A 26,003-nucleotide genomic window follows, 5' to 3' on the forward strand; every position below is an offset into this window, starting at 1 on the left:
CGGAGCCAGCCCTATGAACGTCACTTTCTCTGTCTACAGATACAATCCGGATGTTGATAACGTCCCCCATATGAAGGAATATCGTCTTGATATTCCTGAAGGTTCCGACATGATGGTGCTCGATGCACTGATCCAGTTGAAAGAGCTGGATCCCACACTCGCCTTCCGCCGCTCCTGCCGCGAAGGGGTCTGTGGATCTGACGGCATCAACATGAATGGCAAGAACGGTCTTGCCTGCATCACCCCGCTTTCCGATCTGCTGAAGAAGGGCAATAACGTGGTTATCCGCCCCTTGCCCGGCCTGCCGGTGATCCGGGATCTGGTGATCGACATGACCCAGTTCTACACCCAGTGGGAGAAGGTCAAACCCTTCCTCATCAATGAAGACAAATTGCCGCCCGTGCGTGAGCACCTGCAATCCCCCGAAGAGCGCGCCAAGCTGGATGGCCTGTACGAGTGCATTCTCTGTGCCTGCTGCTCCACTTCGTGCCCCTCCTTCTGGTGGAACCCCGACAAGTTCATCGGTCCGGCCGGGCTGCTTGCCGCCTACCGCTGGCTGGCTGACAGCCGCGACACCGCGACCACCGAGCGACTGGGTAATCTGGATGACGCCTTCAGCGTGTTCCGTTGCCACGGCATCATGAACTGCGTGAACGTCTGTCCGAAAGGCTTGAACCCGACCAAGGCGATTGGCCAGATCAAGTCGATGTTGCTCAATCGGGCTGTTTAGTATTCGGGCCGGCCAAGGTCGGCCCTGCTTCCGGACAGCCATCCCACCCGTGGCAGGATGGCTGTTTGAACCCTACAAGCTGCGTAGCAGTAACAAGAAGTACAAGGGATAGAAATGCATAACGGCGTGATGAAGGCCTGGTTGGAGTCATCTCACCTGGCTGGTGCGAATGCAAGCTACATTGAGGATTTGTACGAATCCTTCCTGGAAAATCCTGACTCCGTATCCGATGAGTGGCGCAGCCTGTTTAGCGAGCTGCCCCAGGTCAATGGCCATGCGGTTGAACAACCCCACTCCCAGGTCCGCGATTATTTCCGTCGTCTGGCCAAGGATCCCTCCCGTTACAGCGCGCCTGTCTCCGATCCGCAAGTGGATGCCAAGCAGGTGCGGGTACTGCAACTGATCAACGCGTTCCGTTTCCGTGGTCACCAGAATGCCAATCTGGACCCGCTCGGTCTGTGGCAGCGCGAACCCGTCGCCGAACTGGATCCGGCATTCCACAATCTGCAGGGCGCAGACATGGAAGCCACCTTCAATGTGGGCTCCTACGCCATCGGTCGCGAGACCATGGTGCTCTCCGATCTCTACGCCTCGCTGAAGAAGACCTATTGCGGCAGCATAGGCGCCGACTACATGCACCTCACCTCGACCGAGGAGAAGCGCTGGCTGCAACAGCGTCTCGAATCCATTGAAGGGAAGGGGAGCTACACCCTCGAAGAGAAGACCCGCTTCCTCGACAGTCTGACCGCCGCCGAAGGGCTGGAAAAATATCTGGGTGCCAAGTTCCCGGGGGCCAAGCGCTTCTCGCTGGAAGGTGGCGACGCCATGATCCCCATGCTGAAAGAGCTGATCCGTCGCGCCGGTGAGCAGGGCTGCAAAGAGGCCGTTATCGGCATGGCCCACCGCGGTCGTCTCAACGTGCTGATCAACGTGCTGGGCAAACGTGCTCAGGACCTGTTCGACGAGTTTGCCGGCAAGCACGGCGAATCCTGGGGAACGGGCGACGTGAAGTACCACATGGGTTTCTCCTCCGATTTCGCCACCCCGGGCGGCAACGTCCATCTGGCGCTCGCCTTCAACCCGTCCCACCTCGAGATCGTCAACCCTGTGGTCATCGGCTCGGTACGTGCCCGCATGGATCGTCGCGGCGACAAGGATGGCGCAAGCGTCTTGCCCATCACCATCCACGGCGACTCGGCCATGGCCGGTCAGGGCGTGGTGGCCGAGACCTTCAACATGTCCCAGACCCGTGCCTATGGCGTGGGCGGGACGGTGCGCATCGTCATCAACAACCAGGTCGGTTTCACCACCTCCTATATCCGTGACCTGCGCTCCACCGAATATTGTACTGACATCGCCAAGGCGGTGCAGGCGCCGGTGTTGCACGTCAACGGTGACGATCCGGAAGCCGTGGTGCTGGTGACCCAGATTGCGCTGGATTATCGCAACACCTTCAAGCGCGACGTGGTGATCGAGCTGGTTTGCTACCGCCGTCACGGCCACAACGAGGCCGACGAGCCGAACGCGACCCAGCCCTTGATGTACCAGAAGATCAAGCAGCACCCGACCCCGCGCAAGATCTACGCCGATCAGCTGGTGGCCGAGGGGAGCATAGCCCAGGAGCAGGCGACGACGCTGGTCAACGAGTATCGCGAAGCGCTGGATCGCGGCGAGCGGGTGAGCAAGGAGTGGCGGCCGATGGAGCTGCACTCCGTCGACTGGACACCCTATCTCGGCCACGACTGGAACATGGCCTATGACAGCACAGTGCCGATGGATTACCTCAAAGCCCTCGGCGAGCGGGTGAGCCAGTATCCGGCTACCCATGTGCTGCAGCGTCAGGTCGAGAAGATTTACGAAGACCGCCGTCTGATGGCCGCCGGCGAGAAGCTGGTGGATTGGGGCTTTGCCGAGACCCTGGCCTACGCCACTCTGGTGGACAAGGGTTCCCGCATCCGCTTTACCGGTGAAGACTCCGGCCGTGGCACCTTCTTCCACCGCCACGCCGTGCTGCACAACCAGACCGATGCCAGCACCTATACCCCGCTGTGCAACCTGCACGACGAGCAGGGTCCGTTCGAGATTTACGACTCGGTACTGACCGAGAACGCGGTACTGGCCTTTGAATATGGCTACGCCAGCGCCGAGCCGGCCGGCCTCACCATCTGGGAAGCCCAGTTCGGTGACTTCGCCAACTGTGCTCAGGTGGTAGTCGACCAGTTCCTCTCCTCCGGCGAGCAGAAGTGGGGCCGGATGTGCGGCCTGACCATGTTGCTGCCGCACGGTTACGAGGGGCAGGGGCCGGAGCACTCCTCCGCCCGTCTGGAGCGTTATCTGCAGATGTGCGCCCAGCACAACATGCAGGTGTGCGTGCCCTCTACCCCGGCTCAGGTATTCCACATGCTGCGCCGTCAGGTCGTGCGCCCGATGCGCCGTCCGCTTATCGTGATGACGCCCAAATCCCTGCTGCGCCATCCGCTGGCGGTCAGCAAGCTCGAAGATCTGGCGGAAGGTACCTTCCAGAACGCCATTGGCGAGATCGACGCGCTGGATCCGAAAGCGGTCAAGCGGGTGGTCTTCTGCTCCGGCAAGGTTTACTACGACCTGCTCGAAGCCCGTCGCAAGGCGGAGCAGAAGGATGTGGCGATCGTGCGGATCGAACAGCTCTACCCCTTCCCGGAAGAGGAAGTGCGCGCCATTCTGGCCGATTACAGCCACGTCACCGATTTTGTCTGGTGTCAGGAAGAGCCGCAAAACCAGGGCGCCTGGTACTGCACCCGTCACAACTACGATGACGTGCTGCCGTCCGGAGCCACCCTGCGTTATGCCGGTCGTCCGGCGTCCGCCTCGCCGGCGGTTGGTTACATGTCCGTCCACGCCAAGCAGCAGAAAGCCTTGGTGGAAGATGCCCTTACTCTGGCCTAAGCCCTGAACAAGAAGTAACAAGGAACTGATTAGATGACTATCGAGATCAAGGTACCGGACCTGCCGGAATCTGTGGCGGATGCCACCATTGCCACCTGGCACAAGAAGCCGGGTGATCTGGTTGCCCGTGATGAAGTGCTGGTCGACATCGAAACCGACAAAGTGGTGCTGGAAGTGCCGGCACCGCAAGCTGGCGTGCTGGGCGACATCCTGCAGGCAGAGGGGGCGACCGTCCTCTCCCGCCAGCTGATCGCCACCATCAAGGCGGCTGCCGTGGCCGGTGAAGAGACCAAAGAGAAGCCGGCCGAAGCGGTTGTCGATGATGGCGCCGAGGCCTTAAGCCCCTCCGTGCGTCGTCTGATTGGCGAGCACGACATCGACGTGGCCAAGCTGACCGGCACCGGCAAGGGCGGTCGCATCACCAAGGATGATGTGGAAGCCTACATCAAGGCGCTGAGCAAGCCTGCCGCAGCCGCTCCGGTGGCTGCTGCCCCGGCCGCGCCGGTTGCCGCGCTGGCCGGTCGCAGCGAGAAGCGGGTGCCGATGACCCGTCTGCGCAAGCGCATCGCCGAGCGTCTGCTGGAAGCGAAAAACACCACCGCCATGCTGACCACCTTCAACGAGGTCAACATGAAGCCCATCATGGATCTGCGCAAGCAGTACGGCGAGATCTTCGAGAAGAAGCACGGCATCAAGCTCGGCTTCATGTCCTTCTACGTGAAGGCGGTAGTGGAGTCCCTCAAGCGCTATCCGGAAGTGAACGCCGGGCTGGATGGTGACGACATCGTCTACCACAACTACTTCGACGTCAGCATCGCTGTCTCCACCCCCCGTGGTCTGGTGACGCCGGTGCTGCGCGATTGCGACAACATGAGCCTGGCCGACATCGAGAAGGCCATCAAGGATCTGGCCGGCAAGGGCCGCGACGGCAAACTGACCGTGGATGAGCTGACTGGCGGCAACTTCACCATCACCAATGGTGGCGTGTTCGGCTCCCTGATGTCCACCCCGATCATCAACCCGCCCCAGAGCGCCATTCTGGGCATGCACAAGATCCAGGATCGCCCGATGGCCGTTGACGGCAAGGTCGAGATCCTGCCGATGATGTACCTGGCCCTCTCCTACGATCACCGTCTCATCGACGGGCGCGAATCGGTAGGCTTCCTGGTTTCCGTCAAGGAGCTGCTGGAAGATCCGACCCGCCTGCTGCTGGACGTCTGAGCAAGCAACTGAAAGATAACGAGGGGCCCCCGAGGCCCCCACTCACAGGGGATTGAGAAACACGAGCCCCGGACGGAAATACCTACAACACGGATAGAGCATCTATGAATCTGCATGAATATCAGGCAAAACAGCTGTTTGCCGAGTATGGCCTGCCGGTCTCCGAAGGTTATGCCTGTGCTACCCCGCAGGAAGCGGCCGAAGCGGCCGACAAGATTGGCGGTAATACCTGGGTCGTTAAATGCCAGGTACACGCCGGTGGTCGCGGTAAAGCGGGCGGTGTGAAAGTGGCCAAGAGCAAGGATGAGATCCGTGCCTTCGCCCAGAACTGGCTGGGCAAGAATCTGGTGACCTACCAGACTGACGCCAACGGCCAGCCGGTCACCAAGATCCTGGTTGAATCCTGCACCGACATCGCCAAAGAGCTCTACCTGGGCGCCGTGGTTGATCGTGGCTCCCGTCGCGTGGTCTTCATGGCCTCTACCGAAGGTGGCGTGGACATCGAGAAGATCGCCCACGAAACCCCCCATCTGATCCACAAGGCCACCCTGGATCCGCTGGTTGGCCCGCAGCCCTATCAGGCGCGCGAGCTGGCCTTCAAGCTGGGTCTGGTCGGCGATCAGATCAAACAGTTCACCAAGATCTTCATGGGTCTGGGCCAGATGTTCCTCGACTGCGACTTCGCGCTGCTGGAGATCAACCCGCTGGTGATCACCGCGCAGGGCAACCTGCACTGCCTGGATGGCAAGATCAACATCGACGCCAACGCCCTCTATCGTCAGCCCAAGCTGCGCGAAATGCACGACCCGTCACAGGATGACCCCCGCGAAGCGCACGCTGCCCAGTGGGAGCTCAACTATGTGGCCCTCGATGGCAACATCGGCTGCATGGTCAACGGCGCGGGTCTGGCCATGGGCACCATGGACATCGTCAACCTGCACGGCGGCAAGCCGGCCAACTTCCTTGACGTCGGCGGCGGCGCCACCAAGGAGCGCGTGACCGAGGCGTTCAAGATCATCCTCTCCGACAGCAACGTCAAAGCGGTGCTGGTCAACATCTTCGGTGGCATCGTGCGCTGCGACATGATCGCGGAAGGCATCATAGGTGCGGTCAAGGAAGTGGGGGTCAAGGTGCCCGTCGTGGTCCGTCTGGAAGGCAACAACGCCGAGCTGGGTGGTATCAAGCTGGCCGAGAGCGGCCTCAACATCATTGCGGCCAAGAGTCTGACCGATGCCGCGCAGCAAGTCGTCAAAGCAGCGGAGGCCAACTGATGAGCGTACTGATCAACAAGGACACCCGAGTCATCTGCCAGGGTTTCACCGGCGGTCAGGGTACTTTCCACTCCGAGCAGGCGCTCTCCTACGGCACCCAGCTGGTCGGCGGCGTCTCCCCGGGCAAGGGCGGCACCACCCATCTGGGCCTGCCGGTGTTCAACACCGTCCGTGACGCGGTCGAAGCGACCGGCGCCACCGCCACCGTCATCTATGTTCCGGCACCGTTCTGCAAGGACGCGATCCTGGAAGCGATCGACGCGGGTATCAAGCTGATTGTCACCATCACCGAAGGCATCCCGACGCTGGATATGCTGGACGTCAAAGTGAAGCTGCAAGAGACCGGCGTGCGGATGATCGGCCCCAACTGCCCGGGCGTTATCACCCCGGGTGAGTGCAAGATCGGCATCATGCCGGGCCACATTCACAAGCCGGGCAAGGTGGGCATCGTCTCCCGCTCCGGTACCCTGACCTACGAAGCGGTCAAGCAGACCACTGACGAGGGCTTTGGCCAGTCCACCTGCGTCGGTATCGGTGGCGACCCCATCCCAGGCTCCAACTTTATCGACATTCTGGAGATGTTCCAGAACGACCCGCAGACCGAAGCGATCGTGATGATCGGCGAGATCGGCGGCAACGCCGAAGAAGACGCGGCCGCCTATATCAAGGCCCACGTCACCAAGCCGGTGGTCTCCTATATCGCCGGTGTTACCGCCCCTCCCGGCAAGCGGATGGGCCATGCTGGCGCCATCATCTCCGGTGGCAAGGGTACCGCCGCCGAGAAATTTGCCGCGCTGGAAGATGCTGGCGTGAAAACCGTCCGCTCCCTGGCCGATATCGGCAAGGCCCTGCGCGAAGTGACCGGCTGGTAATTTTTGTTAGCCCGTTATCTCTAATAAAAAGCCGCCCGATGGGCGGCTTTTTTATTGTGATAGATTGGTACTTTTTACGTAAGTTAGAATATGCCTTTGCTATTAGAACATACAGCACTATAACTTGATTGAAATCAATCGTTAGTGCAATGTGAATGTATTAAATATGGATGTTTCATGTTGATAAAAAGGAAGGTGCACCGTGCCATACGATTTAACAAAAAGATTGGTTGTTGGCTTGTCTTCTAGCGCGTTGTTTGACCTTGAGGAGTCAGATAATATATTCAGGACAGAAGGGGAAGAGTCCTATAGAGAATATCAGAGGAAAATGCAAGATGAACCGTTGGGTAAAGGTGTTGCATTTCCATTTATTCGCCGCTTACTTAAGCTAAATACATTGTGCCCACAAGATCCTTTGGTAGAGGTAATATTGCTTTCACGAAATGACTCTGATACTGGGCTCCGAGTTATGAACTCAATTGAACATTATGGGCTAGGTATTACAAGAGCGGTATTTCTACAAGGCAAGTCACCTTACATATATATTCCTGCTTTTGATATAGAATTGTTTTTATCAGCAAATTATCAAGATGTTCGACAAGCAGTCCTGGCTGGATACCCTGCAGGTCAAATTCTAAGTGGTGATATCAAAGATGATACTGAAGACCTAGAGCTTCGAATAGCTTTCGACTTTGATGGCGTTATTGCAGATGATGAGGCAGAGGGTGTTTATAAAAGTTCAGGGCAATTAGCTGATTTTCACTCTCATGAGTCTGAGCTAGTGGATGTTCCACATAACCCTGGTCCACTGAAAAATTTTCTGCAGCGTATTTCGGACATACAAAAACTTGAGTCGGAGAAGAAGAAAGAGGATTCAAGTTATTTACCGATGCTTAAAGTATCAATTGTGACAGCAAGAAATGCACCTTCTCATAAGCGAGTTATTAATACTATGCGCTCTTGGGATATCTCTGTAAATGAGGCATTTTTTATGGGAGGAGTGGAGAAGTCAAAGGTATTGAACATATTACGACCACACATATTTTTTGATGATCAAAAGTTACATTTACAATCATCTTCTATTTTACCATCGGTACATATTCCTTTTGGCGTCGCAAATAAAGACTTGGCTCTTTAATAGAGTCACAAGACTCGAATAGGGATTGATAATCGGACGATCGGGGGGTTAGTACGCCACAGCCTTTGTCTATAGGCAGAATCCAACCGGTCAAGATTGTTACGCTGTTGCAACCAAGTTGGCTAATGCTGTTGCGCTGGTGAATCAATCCTGCCGCCGCTTGGGGCAACCCGCTGGCCATGCTGGTTGCCAATGCCCCGCCGATTTGGGTTAAAGGGCCAAGCCGAATCGTTGATTGACCCTTGCTCAGCGTTTCTCTCTATCAAGCTCTGGCTATCACGCCACTCCATAAAAATGCCGACCCAAAGGTCGGCATGTTGCTTTTAAGAGGCACTGGTCTGGCTGCATACGCTCAGATCGCCGCTGACCAGATGCTCACACTCGCCATTGTGCTTGAGCCTATTGGCTAAAGACCGTCTGCCCGCGAAAGACGGTGCGGGTGACCTTGGTATCGGCTATCTGCTCCGGTTTACCGGCGGCGACCAGCTGGTAGAGATCCCGATCCAGCACGATAAAGTCGGCCGATTTGCCCGCTTCGATGGAGCCGCTGACGGCCTGCTGGCGCACCGCGCGGGCGCCGTTGATGGTGTAGGCATCCAGCATCTGGTTGAGGGTGATGCGCTGGCTCGCCCTAAAGTCATCGCCGCTCTGGGGGGCATGGTTGACCCCGGCAGCCATATTGGCGAAGGGGCGCGGATCGCGGCTGTCGACCGGCGCATCGCTGCCAGCCACCAGAATGGCCCCCGCCTTGCGCGAGCTGGCCACCGGATAGAGCGCCTGCTTGAGATACCCCTTGGGATCGTACATCGCCTCGTGCAGGGATTGCCCCTTGCGGGTCGGCTGGATAAAGGGGGTGACCAGCATGTCGTATTCGGGCTGGGGGTTGGTCCAGGCGTAGGTGAAGGTGAGGTAGAGGCCAAGCTGGCCGAGCCGCTGCTGATCGTCCGGATGCACCACCTGCAGATGGGCGAGGGTGTGGGGAGTGCCGTGATCGCCGTTGCTGGCGCGGGCCGCCTCCAGCGCATCGAGGGCCATGCGGGTGGTGCGATCGCCGATGCTGTGCATATGGATGCTAAAGCCCGCCTTGTCGAGCGCTCCTATATAGCGGGTGAGATCGGCCTCCCGGTAGTTGACGATCCCGTTGCTGCCGGACTCCTCGCTGTCGGCTGTGATGGTCACTTCATCGGTAGCCGGGTCTCTGGCCAGATGGGGGGTGTGGTAGTTTGCCAGCATGCCGGCATTAGGCAGGAAGGGGGGGGTTGTGAAGGGATCCCCTTCCAGCACACCGTCGAGGAAGATCTTGACCGCATCGGCCTTAATCAGCGGGTTGTTGGCAAAGGATTCTCTCACCTGGCTGGCCTTGGCAAGATGCCCCTCTATATCGAGTTTGCCCTGATAATCATCATCGCTAAAGCAGGTGGCGGCCGTCACACGCATATGCAGCAGATCCCGGGATTGCATGGTGAGTAGTCGCTGGCGAATAAAGTCGGTGGCGCAGGCATCCTGAATGCTGGTGATACCGCGAGAGGCCATCAGCTCGGCAATGGCGGGCAGGATCTGGTCGTATTGGCTGGCTGCCTGCTCATCACTGGCGCTCAGCACGCCGCTATCGGGCACTGGAATGGCGCTGCGGGCCGTGTCACGCACCACTCCGCTGGTCAGGTCGACATAGGGGATAAAGGGCTCGAAGACCCCGCCGGGGGCCAGCGTAGTTCCATTGAAGCCGATTGTGTTGCCGTCGTTATCTTGCGCCATGGCGAGGGCGCGGGAGTTGTAGGCACTGGCATGGCCATCGACCCCGGCCAGCACCACCGGATTGTCGGGGGCGGCGGCATCGAGGGCCGCCAGCAGGGTGGCATGGCTGGCGGTCGCCGTATTGCCCTCATAGGGGGACCACTGATTGACCACCAGCCACTCCCCCGGCTTGGCCGCATAGCGGGGCAGGCATGTGCTGATCTTGGCGGCCAGCTGATCCAGAGTGACGGGTTTGCCATCGAGATCGCACATGTCCAGCGCCACCGTGCCCAGCAGGTGGATATGGTTGTCGTGCAGCCCCGGCAGCACCATCTTGCCCTGCAAGTCGACCACCTGGGTGTCGGGGGTGCTGAGTGCCTCGGCCCCCTGCCGGTTGCCCACATAGAGGAACTGGCCGCCGCTCACCACCATGGCCTCCGCCACCTGGCGCTGACCATCCTGAGTGTGGACCTTGCCGTTGAGATAAAGAGTGCGTGCGGCGGTGGGCGGCTGCCCCTGCTGGCAACCCTCCAGCGTGGCGGCCAGCAGCGGGACGAGCAGCAAAAAGGTGCGGGAACGGGCGGGGTGTGGTGCCTTGCAATCCATGCAGTGATCTCCTTGAGGGTCGGGTTGAGTGCAGTTTTTACTGCACATTACGCGATCTCTTTATGGCTGCCCGGTCAAAAAATGCCAGCAATTGCTGCAAATATTTAACGTTTTGTTTACCATGTCACATCAATCGGTGGCGAGCGGGGCGCAGTGCCCGCTTTGCTGAGGTACCAAGATCTACCGCCAGAGCGCTTGCCAATGGGCCAACAACAGGGAGGAGTGATGTCAGAGGAGTCAGTGACCGAGGGGCCGTTACCCCAAGTGTTTGCCATGCGCCGCCAACCCAAACAGCAGCGCAGTCAGGCGGTGGCCAGCCGCATCGAGGAGGCGACCCTGAGCCTGTTGCAGGAGCAGGGCTTTACTGCTCTCAATACCAACGCCATTGCCGATCGGGCGGGAGTGGGGATCAAGTCGCTCTACCATCTCTATCCCAACAAGGAGGCGATCATCGGCCGCCTCGCCATGGGGTGGCTGGCGGCGGTCTGCGAGGCGCAGGAGCAGATCCGCATTCAGGCGACCAGCTGGCCACAGGCACTGGTGCTGCTCGACGAGGCACTGGAGGCGCTGGAGCGCCGCTTTGTCGGCTATGGCGCCCTCTGGCATGCGATGGATCTCATCCCCGAGCTGCATGCGCTGGAGCAGCAGCACGAACGGGGCCAGATTGACTTCTGGTTATCCCTGCTGCGTGACTTTGGCTGCCGCTGGCCGGAGCCCGAACTCACGACGCTGGTGCGCTACTTCTATCGCACCGCCGATGTCACCAAGCAGTGCACCCGGAGCGATGGGGATCTCGGCCAGCAGATGTGGCTGCTGCACCGTCACTGGAGCGAGCAGCTGATCGCCGCCGCCATTGCCGAGCCCGATCCCGAACGGGTGTGGCAGGGAATGCCTGCGCTGCGGCTTGGGACCAACGAGTAATACTGCAAGCATCCACCATGCCGCGCAGCCCCGGCATGCATCAGCCGAGCGCGACCCGCATCAGGGGAGAGGGGGCGTTGTCGACAAAGTGGTGCCAGATATGGTCGTAGAGCGCCTTCTGGCCGGGGAAACTCACCAGCGCCTTGGCCTCGGCCAGGCAACACCAGCGATATTCGGTGTGCTCGTCGTTGAGGGTCACCGCCTGATTGGGCGGACAATAGACCACAAAGACCGGTACCACCTCCACCGTATTCAGGCTCGCCTCGTAAAACTGCTCCAGATACTGGCCGTTGTAGAGTTCGGTGACCCTGATCCCCGTCTCTTCGCCAAACTCCCGAATAATGGTCTGCCAGCCGGTTTCACCCGCCTCCACTGTGCCCGCCACATGGCACCAGAAGCCCCCCTTGACCCGTTTCATCACCAGCAATTTTGTGTCGCCATCGACAGTGGTAAGGGCAACGCCAGAGACGGCCTTGCAGCGAATGGGGATCATGATCTTCTCTCCGGGTTTGGGCTCTGTGATAGCCATGAACAGTGTGAAGGCGTGTTAATTGAAATACGCCTCGGCGGGCAGGCCCATGACCTCTATTTCATTCAGTCCATTTTTGGCCAGATAGTTGGCCACCAGATTGAACCCCACCCAGTAACCGGCATATTTGGGAAATGGCCGGTTATCACGGCAGTAGAAAAAGTCTAAAAAGTTGAACTGCTTGCTGGATAGATGGGGCGTCATCTCTGCCAGGAGCGATTGCCAGTCATGGTGATGAGACTCCTTGAACAGCGAGGGGAGTGTGCCGCCATTGAACCTCTGCTCAAAGTAGCAGGCCAGCCCTTCAAAAATCAGGTTTTCGGCCAGTGTTTCTGCTTCCACCTTGTTCTTCTTTTGCACGATATGGTGGACTTCGTGGGCCAGCACGGCAGGCAATTCGGTGATGATCACCTCTTTGATATCAGGCCGTTCCAGATCAAGCTGGAGTTCTATTCGATACATGTTGATGGCCCAGCCACCGATACCCGAATCGGGAGCATCCCCCTCGGCAAAAGGGCTGAAGGTGACATCCAGTTGGGAGAGATCGAACAAGGCATTCAATTTGTGCGCCGTCTCGGCAAAAACGTGCCTAATGGTGTCATCGAGCCCATCGAATTTGCCCGAGTCGTTTAACAGGGTGAGTTGCATCCAGACATCCTTGTCTATTGAAAGAGAGTGCTGAGCCACTTGCGTGGTCGCGGCGCCATATCACCACGATTACCCTCCTTTAATCAAGGGGTTACCCGCCCATTATGCTTGCCGTCTGGATCGCCTCAATCAGCGCGGCCCGATTGATGCGAGGGCGCTCGTCATCGAGCAGTTGCTGCCACAGGGCAATGGCCTGGCTGTAGCGGCCATGCAGGAAGTGATCGGAGGCGAGCAGCATCAGGGCGCTCACTTCCCCCGCGTCCTGCTTGAGGGCGCTATCGAGCAGGTGCAGTGCCTCCGGGGTGAGCTGCTGGCCCGCCTGATAGTAGAGCACGGTGGCTTGGGCGGCCTGGGTCGCCGCGCCGGCGCCCCCCTCCAGCAGCGCGAGGCGCTGGTAGGCGAGCAGAGCGTTGTCATATTCGCCCCGATAGAGATAGAGCTGGCCGAGCGCCGCCCAGCTGTCGAGATCGGCGGGGTTGGTTTGCAGGCGCTGGTGCAGGGCGCCCAGCTCCTTGTCCTGCAGATCCCGCGGGCTCAATCCCGCCAGCGGATCGGGGCGCGACTGATAAGCCTGCCACGCCTGATAGCGGCCGGTGTCGGCATAAATGCCCGCCATCAGCGCCAGCAACAGGGCCCCAAGCAGTATCCATGACCGCAGCCAGGGCAGCGGACGGGCGGTGCGATCCTTGGCCAGCCGCTCGCGCAGGGCCTGCTCGGCGGTTGGGGTGGTGTTGGCGAGGCGGGCCAGCTCCCGGTAGAGGCGGCTGTGGGGTGCAAGCCCCGCCTGCTGCTCGGCCATGATCAGCCGGTTCAGCTCGGCCCTGGGGTCGTGGGCGAGCATCCCCTCGGCTCTGTCGCCAATAAGCGGTACCCGCGCCGGTTGCTGGCGATGCAGGCTTCTGCGCAGGCGATGGAGCGCCAGCAACAGCAAGAGGGCGGGGCCGCCCCACAGCAGCGCCGTGCTGCGCTTGAAGGGGGGATCGTAGCGGACGAAATCGCCGAAGCGCTCCGTCATGCGGGCGATCACCTGCTCATCAGACTGCCCCTCGTCCACCCAGCGGTAGACCTCGAGCCGCAGATCCCGGGCGATGGGGGAGTTGGATTCCACCAGATTCTGGTTCTGGCACTGGGGGCAGCGCAGGGCGCGGGCCAATTCCTGAGCGCGGGTCTGCCGCTCGGGGTGGCGAAACTGATAGGTGTCGACCCCGTTGGCAAGGGCCCCGAGGCTCAATGCCAGCAAGAGCGGCGCGATCAGGGCGTGGCCGAGGCGGCTCATGGCTTGCTCTCCTGCACTTCTCTCTCCACTTCTCTTTCCACATCGGGCTGGCTAGCGGTGTTGCTGCTGGCCTTTGCAAGCAGGGGGGCAAACTGGCGTTGCCAGATTTCCCGGGTGAGCAGGCCGGTATGACGGGTCAGCAGGGTACCGTCGCCGGCGAAGAGATAGGTCTCCGGCGTGCCGTAGACGCCGAGCTCCAGTGCGAGTCGGCCGTCGGGGTCGGCCAGCACGGCGCGATAGGGGTTGCCCGCCTGAATAAGCCAGGCGCGGGCGGCATCCCCCTTGTCCCGATAGTTGAGGCCATAGAGGGGCACGGCGCTAGCCAGCTCAACCAGCAGCGGATGCTCGGCGCGGCAGTTGGGGCACCAGCTGGCCCAGACGTTAAGGACAAAGGGCTCCCCCTTGAGCGCCGCGGTGTGGATGGGGGCACCGCCAAACAGGTCGTCACTCTGCCAGGCCGGCAGGGTGCGCCCGGCGACGGCCTCATCCTGGCTGTAGGGGTTGTTGCCAAGGCCGAGCCAGAGCAGGGCGCCGAGCCCCAGGGTGAGCACGAGCGGCACGAACAGGCGCAGACGGGCGTTCATAAGGACTCCTGTTCAAGCCGAGGGTTGTGGGCGGCAGCTGGGGCTGGATGGCTAGCTAGCAGCGGCCGGCGGGCGAGCAGGCGCAGGGTGCCGCCTGCCATCATCAACAGGCCACCGAGCCAGATCCAGCGCACCAGCGGCTTGTAGTGCAGCCGCATGGCATAGGCGCCGGGCCCCATCTTCTCGCCAAGCACCACGTACAGATCGCCGAGCATTCCCCACTTGATCCCGGGCTCGTTCATATTCATGGTGCGCACGCTGTAGTGACGCCGCTCTGGCGTCAGCCGCGCCACCTCTTTACCGTTCTTATGCACGCTGAGAGTGATTCGCTCGGCGGTGTAGTTGGGGCCGATGATCGGCTCGCTCCCCTCATAGCGAAACTCGAAGGCGCCGAGGTGATAGGGCTGGCCTTCGGCGAGCACTGCGCCCCCCTCCTGACTGTGGTGACTCACCTGCGCGATGCCGAGGGCGCACACCGCCACCCCGAGGTGGGCCAGCAGGCTGCCGAGCCGATTGAGGGTGAGCTCGCGCAGCGACGTCGGTTGCAAGAGCGGGAGCAGCAGGCTGGCAAGCAGCCAGAGACTCAGCACGTTGGCCGCAAGCCCCAGCCAGCCGCCCCGCAGCGGCTCGGGATAGGCGAGGCTCAGCAAGGTGCCCCCCAGCAGGCCGAGCAGGCATGGGAGCAGCACCTTGATGCGGCGCTGGGCTGCCAGATGCTGCCAGCGCAGGCGCGGCAGCTGGGTCATCAGCGCCATCAGGCAGAGGGCCAGCGGCACGAAGATGGTATTGAAATAGGGGGCGCCCACCGAGAGTGAACCCAGATGGAGCGACTGGAACACCATGGGGTAGAAGGTGCCGAGCAGCACGCTGGCGCAGGCCACGCTGAGCAGCAGGATGGCGGCGCCGAGCAGCCCCTCTTTTGACAGCAAGCCAAAGCGGGCATAGGGGGCGCGAATGTCCGCCCGCAGGGCAAACAGGGTGAGGGCGCAGGTCAATAGCAAGCCGAGCAGCAACAACAGGGTGAGGCCGCGGCTGGGGTCGACCGCAAAGGCGTGTACCGAGGTGAGCACCCCGGAGCGCACTACGAAGGTACCGAGCAGACTCAGCGAAAAGGTGAAGATGGAGAGCAGCAGCACGGCGTGGCCGTAAGCCCCGCGCTTCTCGCACACCACCAGGGCGTGCAGCAGGGCGGTGCCAAGCAGCCAGGGCAAGAGAGAGGCATTTTCCACCGGGTCCCAGAACCACCAGCCGCCCCAGCCGAGCTCGTAATAGGCCCACCAGGAGCCCAGCACGATACCGGCGGTGAGAAACACCCAGGAGCCGAGCGCCCAGGGGCGGCTCCAGTGGGCCACGGCGCCATCGAGCCGACCCGAGTGCAGCGCCGCCATGGCGAAGGCGAAGTTGACAGCAAAGCCGACGTAGCCGAGATAGAGCAGGGGCGGGTGGATGATGAGGCCGATATCCTGCAGCATGGGGTTGAGATCGCGCCCCTCCAGCGGCCCTGGGAACTGGCGGTCAAACGGGCTGGAGAAGATCAGGGTATAGAGGCCGAACAGCCCGACGATCAGCCCCATGATGGCCAATACCCGGGTTGTAATCAGCGGATCGACCCGCCTGGAGCAAAGGGCCACCAGCGCGCCCCACAGCCCCAGCGCAAAGACGAAGAACAGCATGGAGCCCTCGTGGCCGCCCCACACCGCCGCTAGTTTGAAGCCAAGGGGCAGGGCGCTGTTGGCGTGCTGGGCCACATAGACCAGGGTGAAGTCATCGAGGCCAAAACAGCTGGCGAGCAGCAGCAGGGCGGCCCCGAGCAGGAGCGCGACCAGGAGGGCCAGCGGTGTTGCGCAGCCGAGCAGCGGGCGTGAGGCGAGCCGCAGCCCCAGCCAGGGCAGCAGCCCTTGCAGCAGGGCGAGCCCGGTCGCCAGCAACAGTGAGAGATAGCCGAGCTCCGCCAGCACACAACCTCCAGTCAATCATTCGTCTATGTTATGCCGCAGCGTCTGCACCATACCGGCGCTGGGGGATAACATCTACATTTCTGGCAACAATCAATCGCAACAACTCATCGCAACAAATAAGCGCCAGTCACCCGAGGGTGGCTGGCGCTGGTGATCATACCTTTAAACTACCGTCATCTGGCCGGCGTAGAGCACGAAGTAGCGCAGCAGCAGGATCCCCACCAGAGTCAGGCTGCAGACCAGCACCAGATAGCCGTTTTTGGCCCGTAGCGGTGCGGGGGCCAGCAGGGCCAGCAACTGGGGCAGCAGCATGCCGATGCCCACCACCCCGAGCCAGAACACCTGAGCCCAGAAGCCGCTGCCGATGGCGGCCCACATGGCTGCCTCCTTCTGGCCGCCACCGAAGTAGAGGCCGGTAAAGAAGCAGACCAGCAGCAACACCTCCACCGCCAGCACCGGCCGCTCGAAGCGGTGAACGAAGCTCACCCCCTGGCTGTGATGGTTCTCCTTGAACAGGGTGACCGCCAGCAAGATGGTGGAAGCGATGCCGGAGCTGACGCCGGAGATGAGGAACAGCACCGGCAACACCGGGTTATTCAACAGCGGATAGGTCTTGAGCGCCGACAGCAGAAAGCCGGTGTAGGCCCCCAACAGCACGGCGAGCAGCAGCAAGAGCGGCGCCAGCAGCCGCTCGATGCGGGCAAGCCAAGCGATGAGATCATCCACAAAGGCGAACTTCTCTTGCAGCAGGTGACTGCGCAAGGTTTCGATCTCGGAGCGAAACACCACCGCCAGCCAGGCGAACAGCACCGCCATGTAGAGCTGGAACAGCATGACCCCCATCGACATCACGGAGTCGAACTGATAGTGGAACATCAGCTTCCAGAAGGTCCAGGGGCGGGCCAAGTGGAAGATGAGGATCAGTAACCCCAGCACCACGCTCACCGGCGCCAGAATGGCGGTCGCCTTGATGATGCCGCTCTCGCTGCCGGCCCCCTTGCGGCGCAGCAGCACCGAGAGGGTGGTGGCCCCGGCGGAGATGCCGAGCAGAAAGAGATAGATGGCGATGGGCCAGTCCCACACCAACGAGGAGAAGTGAAATGCGTCATGCAACATGATCCATTCCTCCTTCTGTTACTGCGGTAGATGGCGATCGGACAAATCCCCAGACAAGGGAGGGGAAGTGAAACGCCTCTTGCATGGTCATGACTTTATCTCCCCTTTGGGCACACGGTACATCTTGGGCGAGGTGCCGAGTGCCTGCTTGTAGCGATAGGTGGTCTCCTTCACCAGCCGTTTGGCGATAGGGCTGTCCGGGTCATCCAGATTGCCGAACACCAGCGCCTTGGTGGGGCAGGATTCCACGCACGCCGGCTCCTTGCCCGCCGCCAGGTTGGTCTTGCGGCAAAAGTCGCACTTATCGGCAACCTTGGTCACAGGGTTGATAAAGCGCACCTGATAGGGGCAGGCGGCCAGACAGTACATGCAGCCGACGCAGAGATCCGGGTTGACGTCGACGATGCCATCCTCCTTGCGGATATGGGAGGCACCGGTCGGGCAGACGTGTACGCAGGGAGCGTTGTCACAGTGCTGGCAGGACTTGCGAAAGAAGTGGTACTCGGCATCGGGGAAGGTGCCGATGGGGCCGGAGCGGATGATCTCGAGGCGCGAGACCCCCTCTGGCACCTGATTCACCTCCCGGCAGGCATCCATGCAGGCGGTACAGCCGATGCAGGCCGTCTCGTCGTGGATCATGCCATAGCGGATCCCATCGATGGTCTGGCTGTGGGCGAGGGTGGTGGCAAGGGATCGGGTGTTGGCACGAGCAGCCCCCGTCATCATGATGAGGGCCCCCGCGCTCATCCCCGCCATGAAGTGACGGCGAGAGCAGCTCATTGTGCCTCCTTGCCCGAGGTGGTGTTCGCCTTGGCCTTGACGGCCTCATGCTGCTTGCTGTGGCAGTCGACGCAAAGCTTGATGCGGGACTTCTCCGGGATCGCCACCATGGGCTCCTTGGCCGGGTGCAGCTGGTGGCAGCTGGTGCAGGTGAGCTTGGTTGCGTGCACGTCGTGGGCCCAGAGCGCCTCGCGCAGCACTTTGGGCTCGTGACAGCTCATGCAGACTCCGTTCTGCTCGGCGATGGGGTAGCTCTCGGTACTCTGTTTGTCCTTGAAGCTGTCGCTAAAGCGCATCACATCTTTGACCCCTTCCCGGTGTTGGGGGGAGGGCTGACCATGGCAGTTGGTGCAGGTGACCGGCGCCAGGTTGTTGGGGTTGGTTGCCTGGCCGTGCTTGCCGTGCATGCCTTCGATCTGCTCCTTGTGGCAGTCGGTGCAGGCCTTGTCGGCACTGCGCAGAAATTCCACTTCATGTGTAGTCGGTGCCGGGGCGGTTGCCGCATCGGCCGCCTGGCCCTGCAGGCTGGTCAGCAGCATGGCTGCCATCAGCATCAGTCGTAAGAAATCCATTGTTAAATCACCCATAGGAAGCCTCCATCCGGCTGCGGGCCCGACACTGCGGGCCCGCATGCCTCGTCATTGTGCGAGCCGTCCGGCCGCTTTGGCCTCGGCATCCCAGGCGGGGACTGTGGTCTTGAGGAACTGGGCCTTGTCGCTGTTGAACTGCTTCATATCCATGCCAAGAGCGGCTTGCGCTTTCTCTTTGCTGGAGATGTCAGGAATGGCGATCTCGTGGCTGATCCCCTTGGCGACCAGCAGACGTGCCAGCTTGGTGCGGGCATCGGCGGCCTTGTCCAGGGCGGTGCCCAGCATGCGCAGCGCCACTTCCGGGGCGTGCATCTGCACCCCGTGGGAGGCGATGGAGAAATCCCAGCGCCATTGGGCGTGACGGATGTCCTGCAGAATGTCCTTCATCTCGGCCTCGGTGGCGCCGGCATCCCAGGCGGCCTTGGCTTCAAAGTGGGCGTGCACCAGCTGCTTCTCGACTCTGAGCTTGAGATCGTGAATGGCATCCTTGCGCTGCTTGACCACCCCTTGCAGCATCTCTTTGCTCTGGGTGTGGCAGTTGCGGCAGGTCTGGTCGAAGCGATCGAAGGGGTTGCCCACCTTGTGATCGGTATAGACCTTGCCCTGCTCGTTCTGCACCTTGGGCATGTGGCAGTCGACGCAGGCGACGTTGTTCTGGCCGTGAATGCCGGCGCGCCAGGTCTCGTACTCGGGGTGCTGGGCTTTGAGCATGGGGGTCTTGGAGAGGGCATGGGTCCAGTCGGCAAAGCCTATTTCATCGTAATACTGCTCCATCTGCTCAACTGTGGTGCCCTTGTCCCAGGGGAATTTCACCGCCTTGGTGGGGCCGCTGAAGTAGTACTCCACGTGGCACTGGCCACACACCTGGGACTGCTGATCGAAACGCCCCTGCTCCTTGAACGGTTTGCCGATGGCGGTCATGGCCCGGTCGGCATAGGGACGGGAGAGGTGCAGGGCGGGTTTGCCCTCCTTGAACTCTTTCGAGGCTGTGTCGTGGCAGTCGGCGCAGCCGATGGTGTTGACGATTTCCGGTCCGCCTTTTGCCCACATCCCCTTGAAGTAGCCATCCTCACCCTTCTCGTCGATGACGCGGGCCACGTCCGGGCCTTTGCAGCTCCAGCAGGCCATGGGCAGCGGACCGTCTTCGGCGGTCTTGGGGGCGCCGGTACGCAGGGTTTCCCGCACGTCGGTCAGCGCATAGAAGTGGCCGCGCGGCTTGTTGTAATCCTTGGAGAAGGGGTAGCCGGCCCAGAGCACCACCATCTGCGGATCTTCCGCTAGGGCGTCGGCGCGCTCCTTGCTCTTGCTGGTGCCTTTCCAGCTGGTGAACTGATCGGCGTGATCCTTGGCGAACAGCTCGCTGCGCGCCTCAATCTTGCCCTTGGGTTGTGCCTCGTCGGTCGCCTGTACCCAGCCGCTGGTGCCAAGGCAGGTGGTCAGCAGCAGGGCGGCGAGGCCCAGCTTGATCTGTCTGTTGCGTGAACTCACGATCATCACTCCCTAATCGATCTCATTGCCAGACCTGACCGTTCCATCCTGGATGTGGGCATTGGTTCGCCCCCGCCAAGCAGGAGCAGGCAGGCCGCTTCATTGTTATTAGTGAATAAAACCCATGTTTTTATGCGATTGCTCGAGCTGGATATTACCAAATGGGTAAAAAGAATGATGATTTATCAGAGGGGGGCTTGCGCTAGATCAATTACCGAGAGCGCCAACAGATAGAAATGAGATCCCGGTTAAATTATTAAGAAAGTCAGAATATTGGAAGTGCAATGAGTCTCTGTGGCGGGACGGAGCGACACCTGAGGTATGCCTGCGTTATCTGGCAAGGCATTCATGGTTATCTGTCATATCAATTATCTATTTATGGGTATAAAAATAATAAGTGAATAAATATTCTTTTTTGAGAGGGCTGTCGGTTACAGTCTGTACGGGCCGGGCGTTCCGCCGATGGGCGAGATGGTCGGCAACATCAATGAGAGAAGCCGGCAATGCCGGCTCCTCTCAGCTCTTATCGTGATCAGATACTGTTTTGGTTGCAGCCCCAAGGCATGGTGCTTAACCAACGAACACCCCGGCTTCGGGGTTTACACCAGCGGATATGGTCACGCTCATCTTATGCCAGAGCCCGAGCCAGCAGGTGGATTGGATGTTCACAGCGGAAGCTGGTGCTCATCTCGATCTGCCATTTGCAGGTCTCGCAGTCGGTGATCACCAGATCGGGGGCTAGGCGGTTGATTTGATCAAACAGCCCTTCGCCGATGGTCTGGCTGGTCTGGTAGTTCTCCGACTTGAAGCCGTAGGTGCCGGCGATGCCGCAGCACTGGGACTCCAGTACCGTCACCTTGACCCCGGGAATGGCGCGCAGCAATTCGAGGGTGTAGATGACGCCCCCCATCTTCTCCATGTGGCAGGGGGTGTGGTAGGCGATGTGCAGATTGAGCGGCTTCATCGCCGGTTTGTTGCCCTTGTAGAACTCGTTCCACAGGAAGCGGGTCACCAGGGAGATGCGATCCCGCACCTTGTGGTTGTCCTGCTCCAGCAGGTGGGGGTATTCGTCCCGCAGGGTGAAGCCACAGGTGGAGGAGGTGGCCAGCAGCGGCATCTCGTTGCCCAGCAGGGAGTTCTCCATTTGCTTGATATTAAAGGCCGCCTGTTGCTTGGCCTTGTCCATGAAGCCGTTGGCAATCAGCGGCACGCCGCAGCACTTCTCCCGCTCCAGCAACTGCACGCCGATGTTCATGGCGTTGAGCACCTGTACCAGCTCCTTGCCTAGTTGCGGGTGGTTGTAGTTGACGTAGCAGCCGTGGAAATAGGCTATCTGGCGGTCATAACGGGCCTGAGCTTCTTTTTGCTTCTTGTACCAGCCGCGGAAGGTGCCCTGGGAGTATTTGGGCAGGTCGCGGTGGGAGGAGACCCCCAGCGCCTTGTCCAGCACCAGCTTCATTGGCTTGAGGCCGGTGGTGAAGTTGACCACCGGGGCCATCAGGGTAGACATGCTGCCCATCAGATCGGTGTGGGAGAGCACGAACTCGCGGATCCCTGGTTTGAAGCCGCTGTACTTGTCTTTGGCCTTGGCGATGATGTCGCCGATGCGCACTCCGCTTGGGCAGGCGACTTCGCAGCGTTTGCAGTTGGTGCAGTGCTTGAGAGCGCTGTCAAACAGCTCCGGGCTCTTGATCCGCAGCCGCTCCCCATCCGGGCCCGCCTGTTTCGGGCCGGGGTAGGCGGGATTGGCTTTGGCCACCGGACAGTAGGCGGTACAGACGGTGCATTTGATGCACTGATCGAAAGTTTGGTTGGCATGATCCAGTAGCATGTCAGTTCTCCTCCCGTAGGGTGTGAAGGCACGGGATATGGGACGAAGTAATCATTGGGCGGCGCCCAGAATATGGCCTGCGGCTTGCCAGCCGGTGGCAACGGCAACGCCGGAGCCGGAACCTTCACGAATTGGGTCGTAATGGGCCAAGACACTGCCCGCGCCATAGAGGTTGGTGAGCGGCTTGCCGCCATGCAGCACTCTGAGCTTGTCGTCGGTCTTGACCCCGAAGCCCATAAAGGGGTGGTGGTCGAACAGGCGGCGACCGGCCCAGGCGTCGCGCTCCTCCAGACTCAGCACATCGGCATCGAAGATGGGTTCGCGAATGCCGCGCAGACGGGACTCCAGCCCGCGGCTAAAGAAGCTGCCGGAGGCGAGCACGAAGTTGTCCGCTTCAAACAGCTGATCATCGCCATTCTGGGTGTGTACGCCGACCACCCGATCCCCCTCGTAACGGGCGCCCAGCACCCGCTCGCTGGTGAGGAAGGTGCCGCCAAGGGCCATGAAGCGGCGCTTGAGCGCCTCCTGCATCCGCATACCGATCAGCGACGGTGGCATGGTGGCTACCTCCTTGATGGTGCAGCCGGTACGTTGCTCCAGCTCCGCCAGACGCGGGCCAACCAGCCCCAGCGAAAGGCAGGCGGGCAGCACGATATGGCGGCAGTCGGGCACGCCGCTCTCCTGCACCATTCGACTGATCTCGCTGGCCAGATCGGCCACCAGATGGTGCTTGTCACACAGGCGCGCGATGTCGGCTGAGCGAAACTCGTGGGGATTGCGGCTGAATTCGGCCAGCTGGGGCAGGCGGATTTCGCCGGTCAGAATGCGGCAGTGGGCAAAGCGCGGATGGGTCGCCAGATTGGCGGCCGCCAGTGCCGGATGAAAGTCGCGAAAGCCCTCGAGGGTGGCCAGCAGCAGCACGTCCGGGATCGGCGCATCGGTGACGCAGGCACAGGTATCGGGGGAGAGCCAGGTGCGTTTGAGGGTACCGATGGGGGTCAGGCGCTGGTGATTGGTCTCGTGGCGCACCAGTGGCAATCCCTGTTCGGTGCAGTGGCGCTGCAGATCGGCCAGGCTCGCTTCGATATTTTGCATCCCCACTTTGCTGTAGGGGTGATCCGGATGGGCTGCCATAAAGGCAGGCAGCGCGGCGCGGGGATCCCCCTCGCTCTCCAGCAGGTCGACCGAGCCGGAGGAGAAGTGCAGAGCACTCTGGCCGGAGGCCATCAGCAGGGTCTTCTGGCCCGCCTCCACCAGCCGCAGGGCTGCCGAGAGTCCCGCCATGCCACCGCCGATAACGATATTGTCAAACTTCATGACGGCTCTCCTTGTGAGTGGTCTCGCTGGTTGGGCCGCATGGGGTATCGGCAACCAGCTGTGGCGTCGTCCATTCCCCCAGGCCAAACAGCCCTTCGTAGATCCAGTAGGTAAACTCGGCCTCGCGCAAGGCATCGCCCCACAGCACCGGGCGGGTGCCCTTGTAACGCTCTTCCAGGAACTGGCGCAGCATGACGCAGGCCTGACGACCGTCAGCCTTGCCATACTCCTGCATCAGGCCAGCGGCGCGATAGGCGCACAGCTCGCCTTGGCAGGGGCCCATGCCAAGGCGGGTGCGGCGGCGCAGGTCGATGAGGTTGTCCACATCGAGCTCGCGCAGGGCGTATTCGATTTCGCCCGCGGTGACCATTTCGCACTCGCAGATGAGGGCGTTGGCTTTCGGATTGTCACGGAAGAAGGCGATGACCCGTTCGCCGTGGCGGTATTGGGCTGAGCCTTCGACCGGCACCGAGAGGCCGGGGGCGGAGACCTTTTCCGGATCCCGCGAGCCGGGCAGGCTCAGTTCGGCGGTCTGGCAGGGTTTGCTGTTGCCGAGTTTCTTGGCCAGCAGATCGGTGGCCCATTCGGCCATCAGGCGGTAGGTCATCAGCTTGCCGCCGGTGATGGTGTTGAAGCCCTTGAGGCCGTCGCGCTCGGCGTGATCGAGCAGCACGATGCCGCGACTGATGTTGCGGCCGGTGTCGTCACCGTCCACCGCTACCAGCGGGCGTACCCCGGCGTAGGCGCGCAGCAGACGGGTGTGCGCCATGATGGGAGCGAGCTTGATCCCCTCGCGCAACAGCACCTCCACCTCTTCGGGTTCGACGGTGAGCTGGTCAATCTTGTTGTAATCGATGCGACTGGAGGTGGTGCCGATAAGGGAGATGGTATCGCCCGGCACCAGAATGTCCGCATCCGCCGGTTTGCGGGCTCGGTTGAGCACCAGCTGGTTGATGCGGTAATCCATGATGAGCAGGGAGCCCTTGGCCGGGAACATGCGGATGCCGAGATCGGCGTATTCGCAAATTTGCTGGCCCCAGATGCCGGCGGCGTTGATCACCTCCTGACACTCCACCTCGAACGCTTCGCCGGTGCGGGTGTTGATCGCCTTGACCCCGTGCACCCGATCTTGCGTGCGCAACAGCCCCAACACCTTGCAGTGGGTAAAGATGCGCGCGCCGTGCTCTTTGGCGTCCAGCACGTTGGCCGCGGCGAGGCGGAATGGATCGACCGTGCCATCCGGGACGTGGATGGCGCCGATCATTGCCGGGTTGGCGTTGGGCTCCATACACAAGGCTTCGCGGGGATCGAGCTGACGGGTTTCGATCCCGGCCAGGGCGCAAGCATCCATAAAGGTGGTTTGGAAATTGATGTCATCTTCCGGCAGGGTGAGGAAGAGGCCGCCGGTGTCTTCGACACAGTGGCTGGCAATCCGCTTGAGGATGCGGTTTTCCTGGATGCATTCGCGAGCTGACTCCTGATCCGTCACCGCGTAGCGGGCACCGGAGTGGAGCAGGCCGTGGTTGCGGCCGGTGGTGCCGGCGGCGATATCATCGCGCTCGAGCAGGATGCAGTCGATGCCACGCAGTGCGCAATCGCGCATGATGCCGGCCCCTGTGGCACCGCCGCCTATGATGACGACTTGTGTAGTTATTCTTTTCATTGTTGCCCGTCTCATCTCTTCCAGATGAGGCCAGTGTGGCCTACTTCTGAGTGGAAATGTTTGATATGGGCCAAATTTGCGTTCGCAAACGCTCATTTTCCCGCGCGTTAATGAGCATTGTGTGACATTTGTCACGCTTGTTATCGCATCGGTTTATGGGCAGCTGGCGAATAACAGGCACAAAAAAGGGGCATCGGATGCCCCTTGTCACTGTTTGACGAGTCTGGTGGGTGTGTTATGGGTCAGCCGCAGCACTTCTTGTGCTTTTTGCCGCTGCCACAGGGGCAGGGATCGTTGCGGCCGGTTTTGGGCGGAAGGGGATCGATCTCCCCTTCGGTGTAGACCCAGCGCCCCTGATAACGCACGAAGCGGGAGCGCTCATGGAGGCAGTGGCGCTCATTCCCCTCCAGAAACCAGGCTTTGAACTCCACCATCCCGGTTTCATCCTCCGGGCCGCCCTGGCTGGCGATGATCTCGAGACCATCCCAGCGGGTGTCGATGCGTGAAAGTTCTTCGGCGGTGAGGCCGCCAAGGTGGGCCGGGTGCCAGCTATGGACCAGATACTCCCCCAGACCAAGCACAAAAGCGCTGTAGCGCGAGCGCATCAGCTGTTCCGGGGTGTCAGCCACAGCGCCACTGTGACGTGAGCCACAGCACAATTCGAGAGAAAGGGTTGAGCCACAAGGACAAAGATTCATGATTTTCACGTTCTGGCCGATTTGTTTAAGGGAATTGTAACGAAAGCTGGGCTCGCCCTGCCAGCACCTATACTGATGAGTAAGCAAGGAATTCCAATAAAAACAGC

Annotated in this window: 21 protein-coding genes; 7 read left to right on the forward strand and 14 right to left on the reverse strand. The window is 60.8% G+C overall.

The features are described from left to right. Positions 1 to 13: 13 nt before the first annotated feature. From G5154_RS19495 to G5154_RS19520, 6 genes are all read left to right on the forward strand, one after another. A complete protein-coding gene (locus G5154_RS19495; RefSeq protein ID WP_041210304.1) occupies positions 14 to 730 on the forward strand; it encodes a succinate dehydrogenase iron-sulfur subunit in 717 nt (238 codons plus the stop codon). Between the two features lie 114 nt (positions 731 to 844). Further along, positions 845 to 3,655, forward strand: a complete 2,811-nt coding sequence (sucA, locus tag G5154_RS19500) for a 2-oxoglutarate dehydrogenase E1 component (protein ID WP_421251271.1) — start codon at positions 845 to 847, stop codon at positions 3,653 to 3,655. A gap of 33 nt (positions 3,656 to 3,688) precedes the next feature. Then, a complete protein-coding gene (gene odhB / locus G5154_RS19505; RefSeq protein WP_421251272.1) occupies positions 3,689 to 4,876 on the forward strand; it encodes a 2-oxoglutarate dehydrogenase complex dihydrolipoyllysine-residue succinyltransferase in 1,188 nt (395 codons plus the stop codon). A 104-nt stretch (positions 4,877 to 4,980) separates the two neighbouring features. Further along, the gene (gene sucC, locus G5154_RS19510; protein WP_005346090.1) at positions 4,981 to 6,147 is read left to right on the forward strand and encodes an ADP-forming succinate--CoA ligase subunit beta; all 1,167 of its coding nucleotides are present in this window, start codon (positions 4,981 to 4,983) and stop codon (positions 6,145 to 6,147) included. Next, the gene (gene sucD / locus G5154_RS19515) at positions 6,147 to 7,019 is read left to right on the forward strand and encodes a succinate--CoA ligase subunit alpha (RefSeq protein ID WP_005346088.1); all 873 of its coding nucleotides are present in this window, start codon (positions 6,147 to 6,149) and stop codon (positions 7,017 to 7,019) included. Before sucC ends, sucD begins: the two co-directional genes overlap by 1 nt. Positions 7,020 to 7,221: 202 nt before the next feature. Then, positions 7,222 to 8,157 carry a 5'-nucleotidase gene (locus G5154_RS19520; protein ID WP_421251273.1) on the forward strand — a complete coding sequence of 312 codons (936 nt, stop codon included), beginning with the start codon at positions 7,222 to 7,224 and terminating at the stop codon, positions 8,155 to 8,157. Between the two features lie 399 nt (positions 8,158 to 8,556). Here the strand turns inward: G5154_RS19520 and G5154_RS19525 are convergent, their stop codons facing one another. Then, positions 8,557 to 10,497: an amidohydrolase gene (locus G5154_RS19525; protein WP_421251274.1), complete on the reverse strand. Its 1,941-nt coding sequence runs from the start codon at positions 10,495 to 10,497 to the stop codon at positions 8,557 to 8,559. 225 nt (positions 10,498 to 10,722) lie between these two features. On the opposite strand from G5154_RS19525, the gene G5154_RS19530 reads away from it, so the two are divergent. Further along, positions 10,723 to 11,418 (forward strand): TetR/AcrR family transcriptional regulator, encoded by a 696-nt coding sequence (locus G5154_RS19530; protein ID WP_421251275.1) that lies wholly within the window; start codon positions 10,723 to 10,725, stop codon positions 11,416 to 11,418. Positions 11,419 to 11,458: 40 nt separating this feature from the next. Here G5154_RS19530 and G5154_RS19535 read toward each other — a convergent pair whose 3' ends face one another. The 13 genes from G5154_RS19535 to G5154_RS19595 form a co-directional block, all read right to left on the reverse strand. Further along, on the reverse strand, positions 11,459 to 11,911 hold the full coding sequence (locus G5154_RS19535; protein WP_421251276.1) for an NUDIX hydrolase: 453 nt from the start codon (positions 11,909 to 11,911) through the stop codon (positions 11,459 to 11,461). Positions 11,912 to 11,965: 54 nt separating this feature from the next. Then, on the reverse strand, positions 11,966 to 12,595 hold the full coding sequence (locus tag G5154_RS19540) for a DUF2268 domain-containing putative Zn-dependent protease (protein WP_043824168.1): 630 nt from the start codon (positions 12,593 to 12,595) through the stop codon (positions 11,966 to 11,968). 91 nt (positions 12,596 to 12,686) lie between these two features. Beyond that, positions 12,687 to 13,871 (reverse strand): heme lyase NrfEFG subunit NrfF, encoded by a 1,185-nt coding sequence (gene nrfF / locus G5154_RS19545; protein WP_421251277.1) that lies wholly within the window; start codon positions 13,869 to 13,871, stop codon positions 12,687 to 12,689. Next, entirely contained in the window at positions 13,868 to 14,455 is a 588-nt protein-coding gene (locus G5154_RS19550; protein ID WP_421251278.1) for a DsbE family thiol:disulfide interchange protein, read from the reverse strand. Before G5154_RS19550 ends, nrfF begins: the two co-directional genes overlap by 4 nt. Continuing rightward, positions 14,452 to 16,413: a heme lyase NrfEFG subunit NrfE gene (gene nrfE, locus G5154_RS19555; RefSeq protein ID WP_421251279.1), complete on the reverse strand. Its 1,962-nt coding sequence runs from the start codon at positions 16,411 to 16,413 to the stop codon at positions 14,452 to 14,454. The genes G5154_RS19550 and nrfE overlap by 4 nt, the downstream gene beginning before the upstream one ends. A 162-nt stretch (positions 16,414 to 16,575) precedes the next feature. After that, positions 16,576 to 17,529, reverse strand: coding sequence for a cytochrome c nitrite reductase subunit NrfD (nrfD, locus tag G5154_RS19560; protein WP_421251280.1), 954 nt, complete (start codon positions 17,527 to 17,529; stop codon positions 16,576 to 16,578). An 87-nt stretch (positions 17,530 to 17,616) separates the two neighbouring features. Beyond that, positions 17,617 to 18,309: a cytochrome c nitrite reductase Fe-S protein gene (nrfC, locus tag G5154_RS19565; RefSeq protein ID WP_130632454.1), complete on the reverse strand. Its 693-nt coding sequence runs from the start codon at positions 18,307 to 18,309 to the stop codon at positions 17,617 to 17,619. Further along, the gene (gene nrfB / locus G5154_RS19570) at positions 18,306 to 18,896 is read right to left on the reverse strand and encodes a cytochrome c nitrite reductase pentaheme subunit (protein ID WP_421251281.1); all 591 of its coding nucleotides are present in this window, start codon (positions 18,894 to 18,896) and stop codon (positions 18,306 to 18,308) included. Before nrfB ends, nrfC begins: the two co-directional genes overlap by 4 nt. 51 nt (positions 18,897 to 18,947) lie before the next feature. After that, the gene (gene nrfA, locus G5154_RS19575) at positions 18,948 to 20,393 is read right to left on the reverse strand and encodes an ammonia-forming nitrite reductase cytochrome c552 subunit (protein ID WP_421251282.1); all 1,446 of its coding nucleotides are present in this window, start codon (positions 20,391 to 20,393) and stop codon (positions 18,948 to 18,950) included. A gap of 622 nt (positions 20,394 to 21,015) precedes the next feature. After that, positions 21,016 to 22,218, reverse strand: a complete 1,203-nt coding sequence (gene glpC / locus G5154_RS19580; protein ID WP_421251283.1) for an anaerobic glycerol-3-phosphate dehydrogenase subunit GlpC — start codon at positions 22,216 to 22,218, stop codon at positions 21,016 to 21,018. A gap of 51 nt (positions 22,219 to 22,269) precedes the next feature. Then, positions 22,270 to 23,535, reverse strand: coding sequence for a glycerol-3-phosphate dehydrogenase subunit GlpB (gene glpB / locus G5154_RS19585; RefSeq protein ID WP_421251284.1), 1,266 nt, complete (start codon positions 23,533 to 23,535; stop codon positions 22,270 to 22,272). Further along, positions 23,525 to 25,198, reverse strand: a complete 1,674-nt coding sequence (glpA, locus tag G5154_RS19590; protein ID WP_421251285.1) for an anaerobic glycerol-3-phosphate dehydrogenase subunit A — start codon at positions 25,196 to 25,198, stop codon at positions 23,525 to 23,527. Before glpA ends, glpB begins: the two co-directional genes overlap by 11 nt. Before the next feature lie 242 nt (positions 25,199 to 25,440). After that, positions 25,441 to 25,896, reverse strand: coding sequence for a YchJ family protein (locus G5154_RS19595; protein WP_421251286.1), 456 nt, complete (start codon positions 25,894 to 25,896; stop codon positions 25,441 to 25,443). Positions 25,897 to 26,003 lie beyond the last annotated feature (107 nt).

Source organism: Aeromonas sp. 600527 (genome assembly GCF_049175415.1).
GTDB lineage: Bacteria > Pseudomonadota > Gammaproteobacteria > Enterobacterales > Aeromonadaceae > Aeromonas > Aeromonas veronii_A.

What these genes read in the sequence shown, in the direction of transcription:
- sucC (WP_005346090.1), top strand. Translation starts at nt 4,981, where the DNA reads ATGAATCTGCATGAATATCAGGCAAAACAGCTGTTTGCCGAGTATGGC.
- nrfA (WP_421251282.1), bottom strand. Translation starts at nt 20,393, where the DNA reads ATGATCGTGAGTTCACGCAACAGACAGATCAAGCTGGGCCTCGCCGCC.
- nrfD (WP_421251280.1), bottom strand. Translation starts at nt 17,529, where the DNA reads ATGTTGCATGACGCATTTCACTTCTCCTCGTTGGTGTGGGACTGGCCC.
- G5154_RS19540 (WP_043824168.1), bottom strand. Translation starts at nt 12,595, where the DNA reads ATGCAACTCACCCTGTTAAACGACTCGGGCAAATTCGATGGGCTCGAT.
- glpC (WP_421251283.1), bottom strand. Translation starts at nt 22,218, where the DNA reads ATGCTACTGGATCATGCCAACCAAACTTTCGATCAGTGCATCAAATGC.
- G5154_RS19550 (WP_421251278.1), bottom strand. Translation starts at nt 14,455, where the DNA reads ATGAACGCCCGTCTGCGCCTGTTCGTGCCGCTCGTGCTCACCCTGGGG.
- sucA (WP_421251271.1), top strand. Translation starts at nt 845, where the DNA reads ATGCATAACGGCGTGATGAAGGCCTGGTTGGAGTCATCTCACCTGGCT.
- nrfB (WP_421251281.1), bottom strand. Translation starts at nt 18,896, where the DNA reads ATGGGTGATTTAACAATGGATTTCTTACGACTGATGCTGATGGCAGCC.
- G5154_RS19525 (WP_421251274.1), bottom strand. Translation starts at nt 10,497, where the DNA reads ATGGATTGCAAGGCACCACACCCCGCCCGTTCCCGCACCTTTTTGCTG.
- G5154_RS19595 (WP_421251286.1), bottom strand. Translation starts at nt 25,896, where the DNA reads ATGAATCTTTGTCCTTGTGGCTCAACCCTTTCTCTCGAATTGTGCTGT.
- odhB (WP_421251272.1), top strand. Translation starts at nt 3,689, where the DNA reads ATGACTATCGAGATCAAGGTACCGGACCTGCCGGAATCTGTGGCGGAT.
- G5154_RS19535 (WP_421251276.1), bottom strand. Translation starts at nt 11,911, where the DNA reads ATGATCCCCATTCGCTGCAAGGCCGTCTCTGGCGTTGCCCTTACCACT.
- G5154_RS19530 (WP_421251275.1), top strand. Translation starts at nt 10,723, where the DNA reads ATGTCAGAGGAGTCAGTGACCGAGGGGCCGTTACCCCAAGTGTTTGCC.
- nrfF (WP_421251277.1), bottom strand. Translation starts at nt 13,871, where the DNA reads ATGAGCCGCCTCGGCCACGCCCTGATCGCGCCGCTCTTGCTGGCATTG.
- G5154_RS19495 (WP_041210304.1), top strand. Translation starts at nt 14, where the DNA reads ATGAACGTCACTTTCTCTGTCTACAGATACAATCCGGATGTTGATAAC.
- glpA (WP_421251285.1), bottom strand. Translation starts at nt 25,198, where the DNA reads ATGAAAAGAATAACTACACAAGTCGTCATCATAGGCGGCGGTGCCACA.
- nrfC (WP_130632454.1), bottom strand. Translation starts at nt 18,309, where the DNA reads ATGAGCTGCTCTCGCCGTCACTTCATGGCGGGGATGAGCGCGGGGGCC.
- glpB (WP_421251284.1), bottom strand. Translation starts at nt 23,535, where the DNA reads ATGAAGTTTGACAATATCGTTATCGGCGGTGGCATGGCGGGACTCTCG.
- sucD (WP_005346088.1), top strand. Translation starts at nt 6,147, where the DNA reads ATGAGCGTACTGATCAACAAGGACACCCGAGTCATCTGCCAGGGTTTC.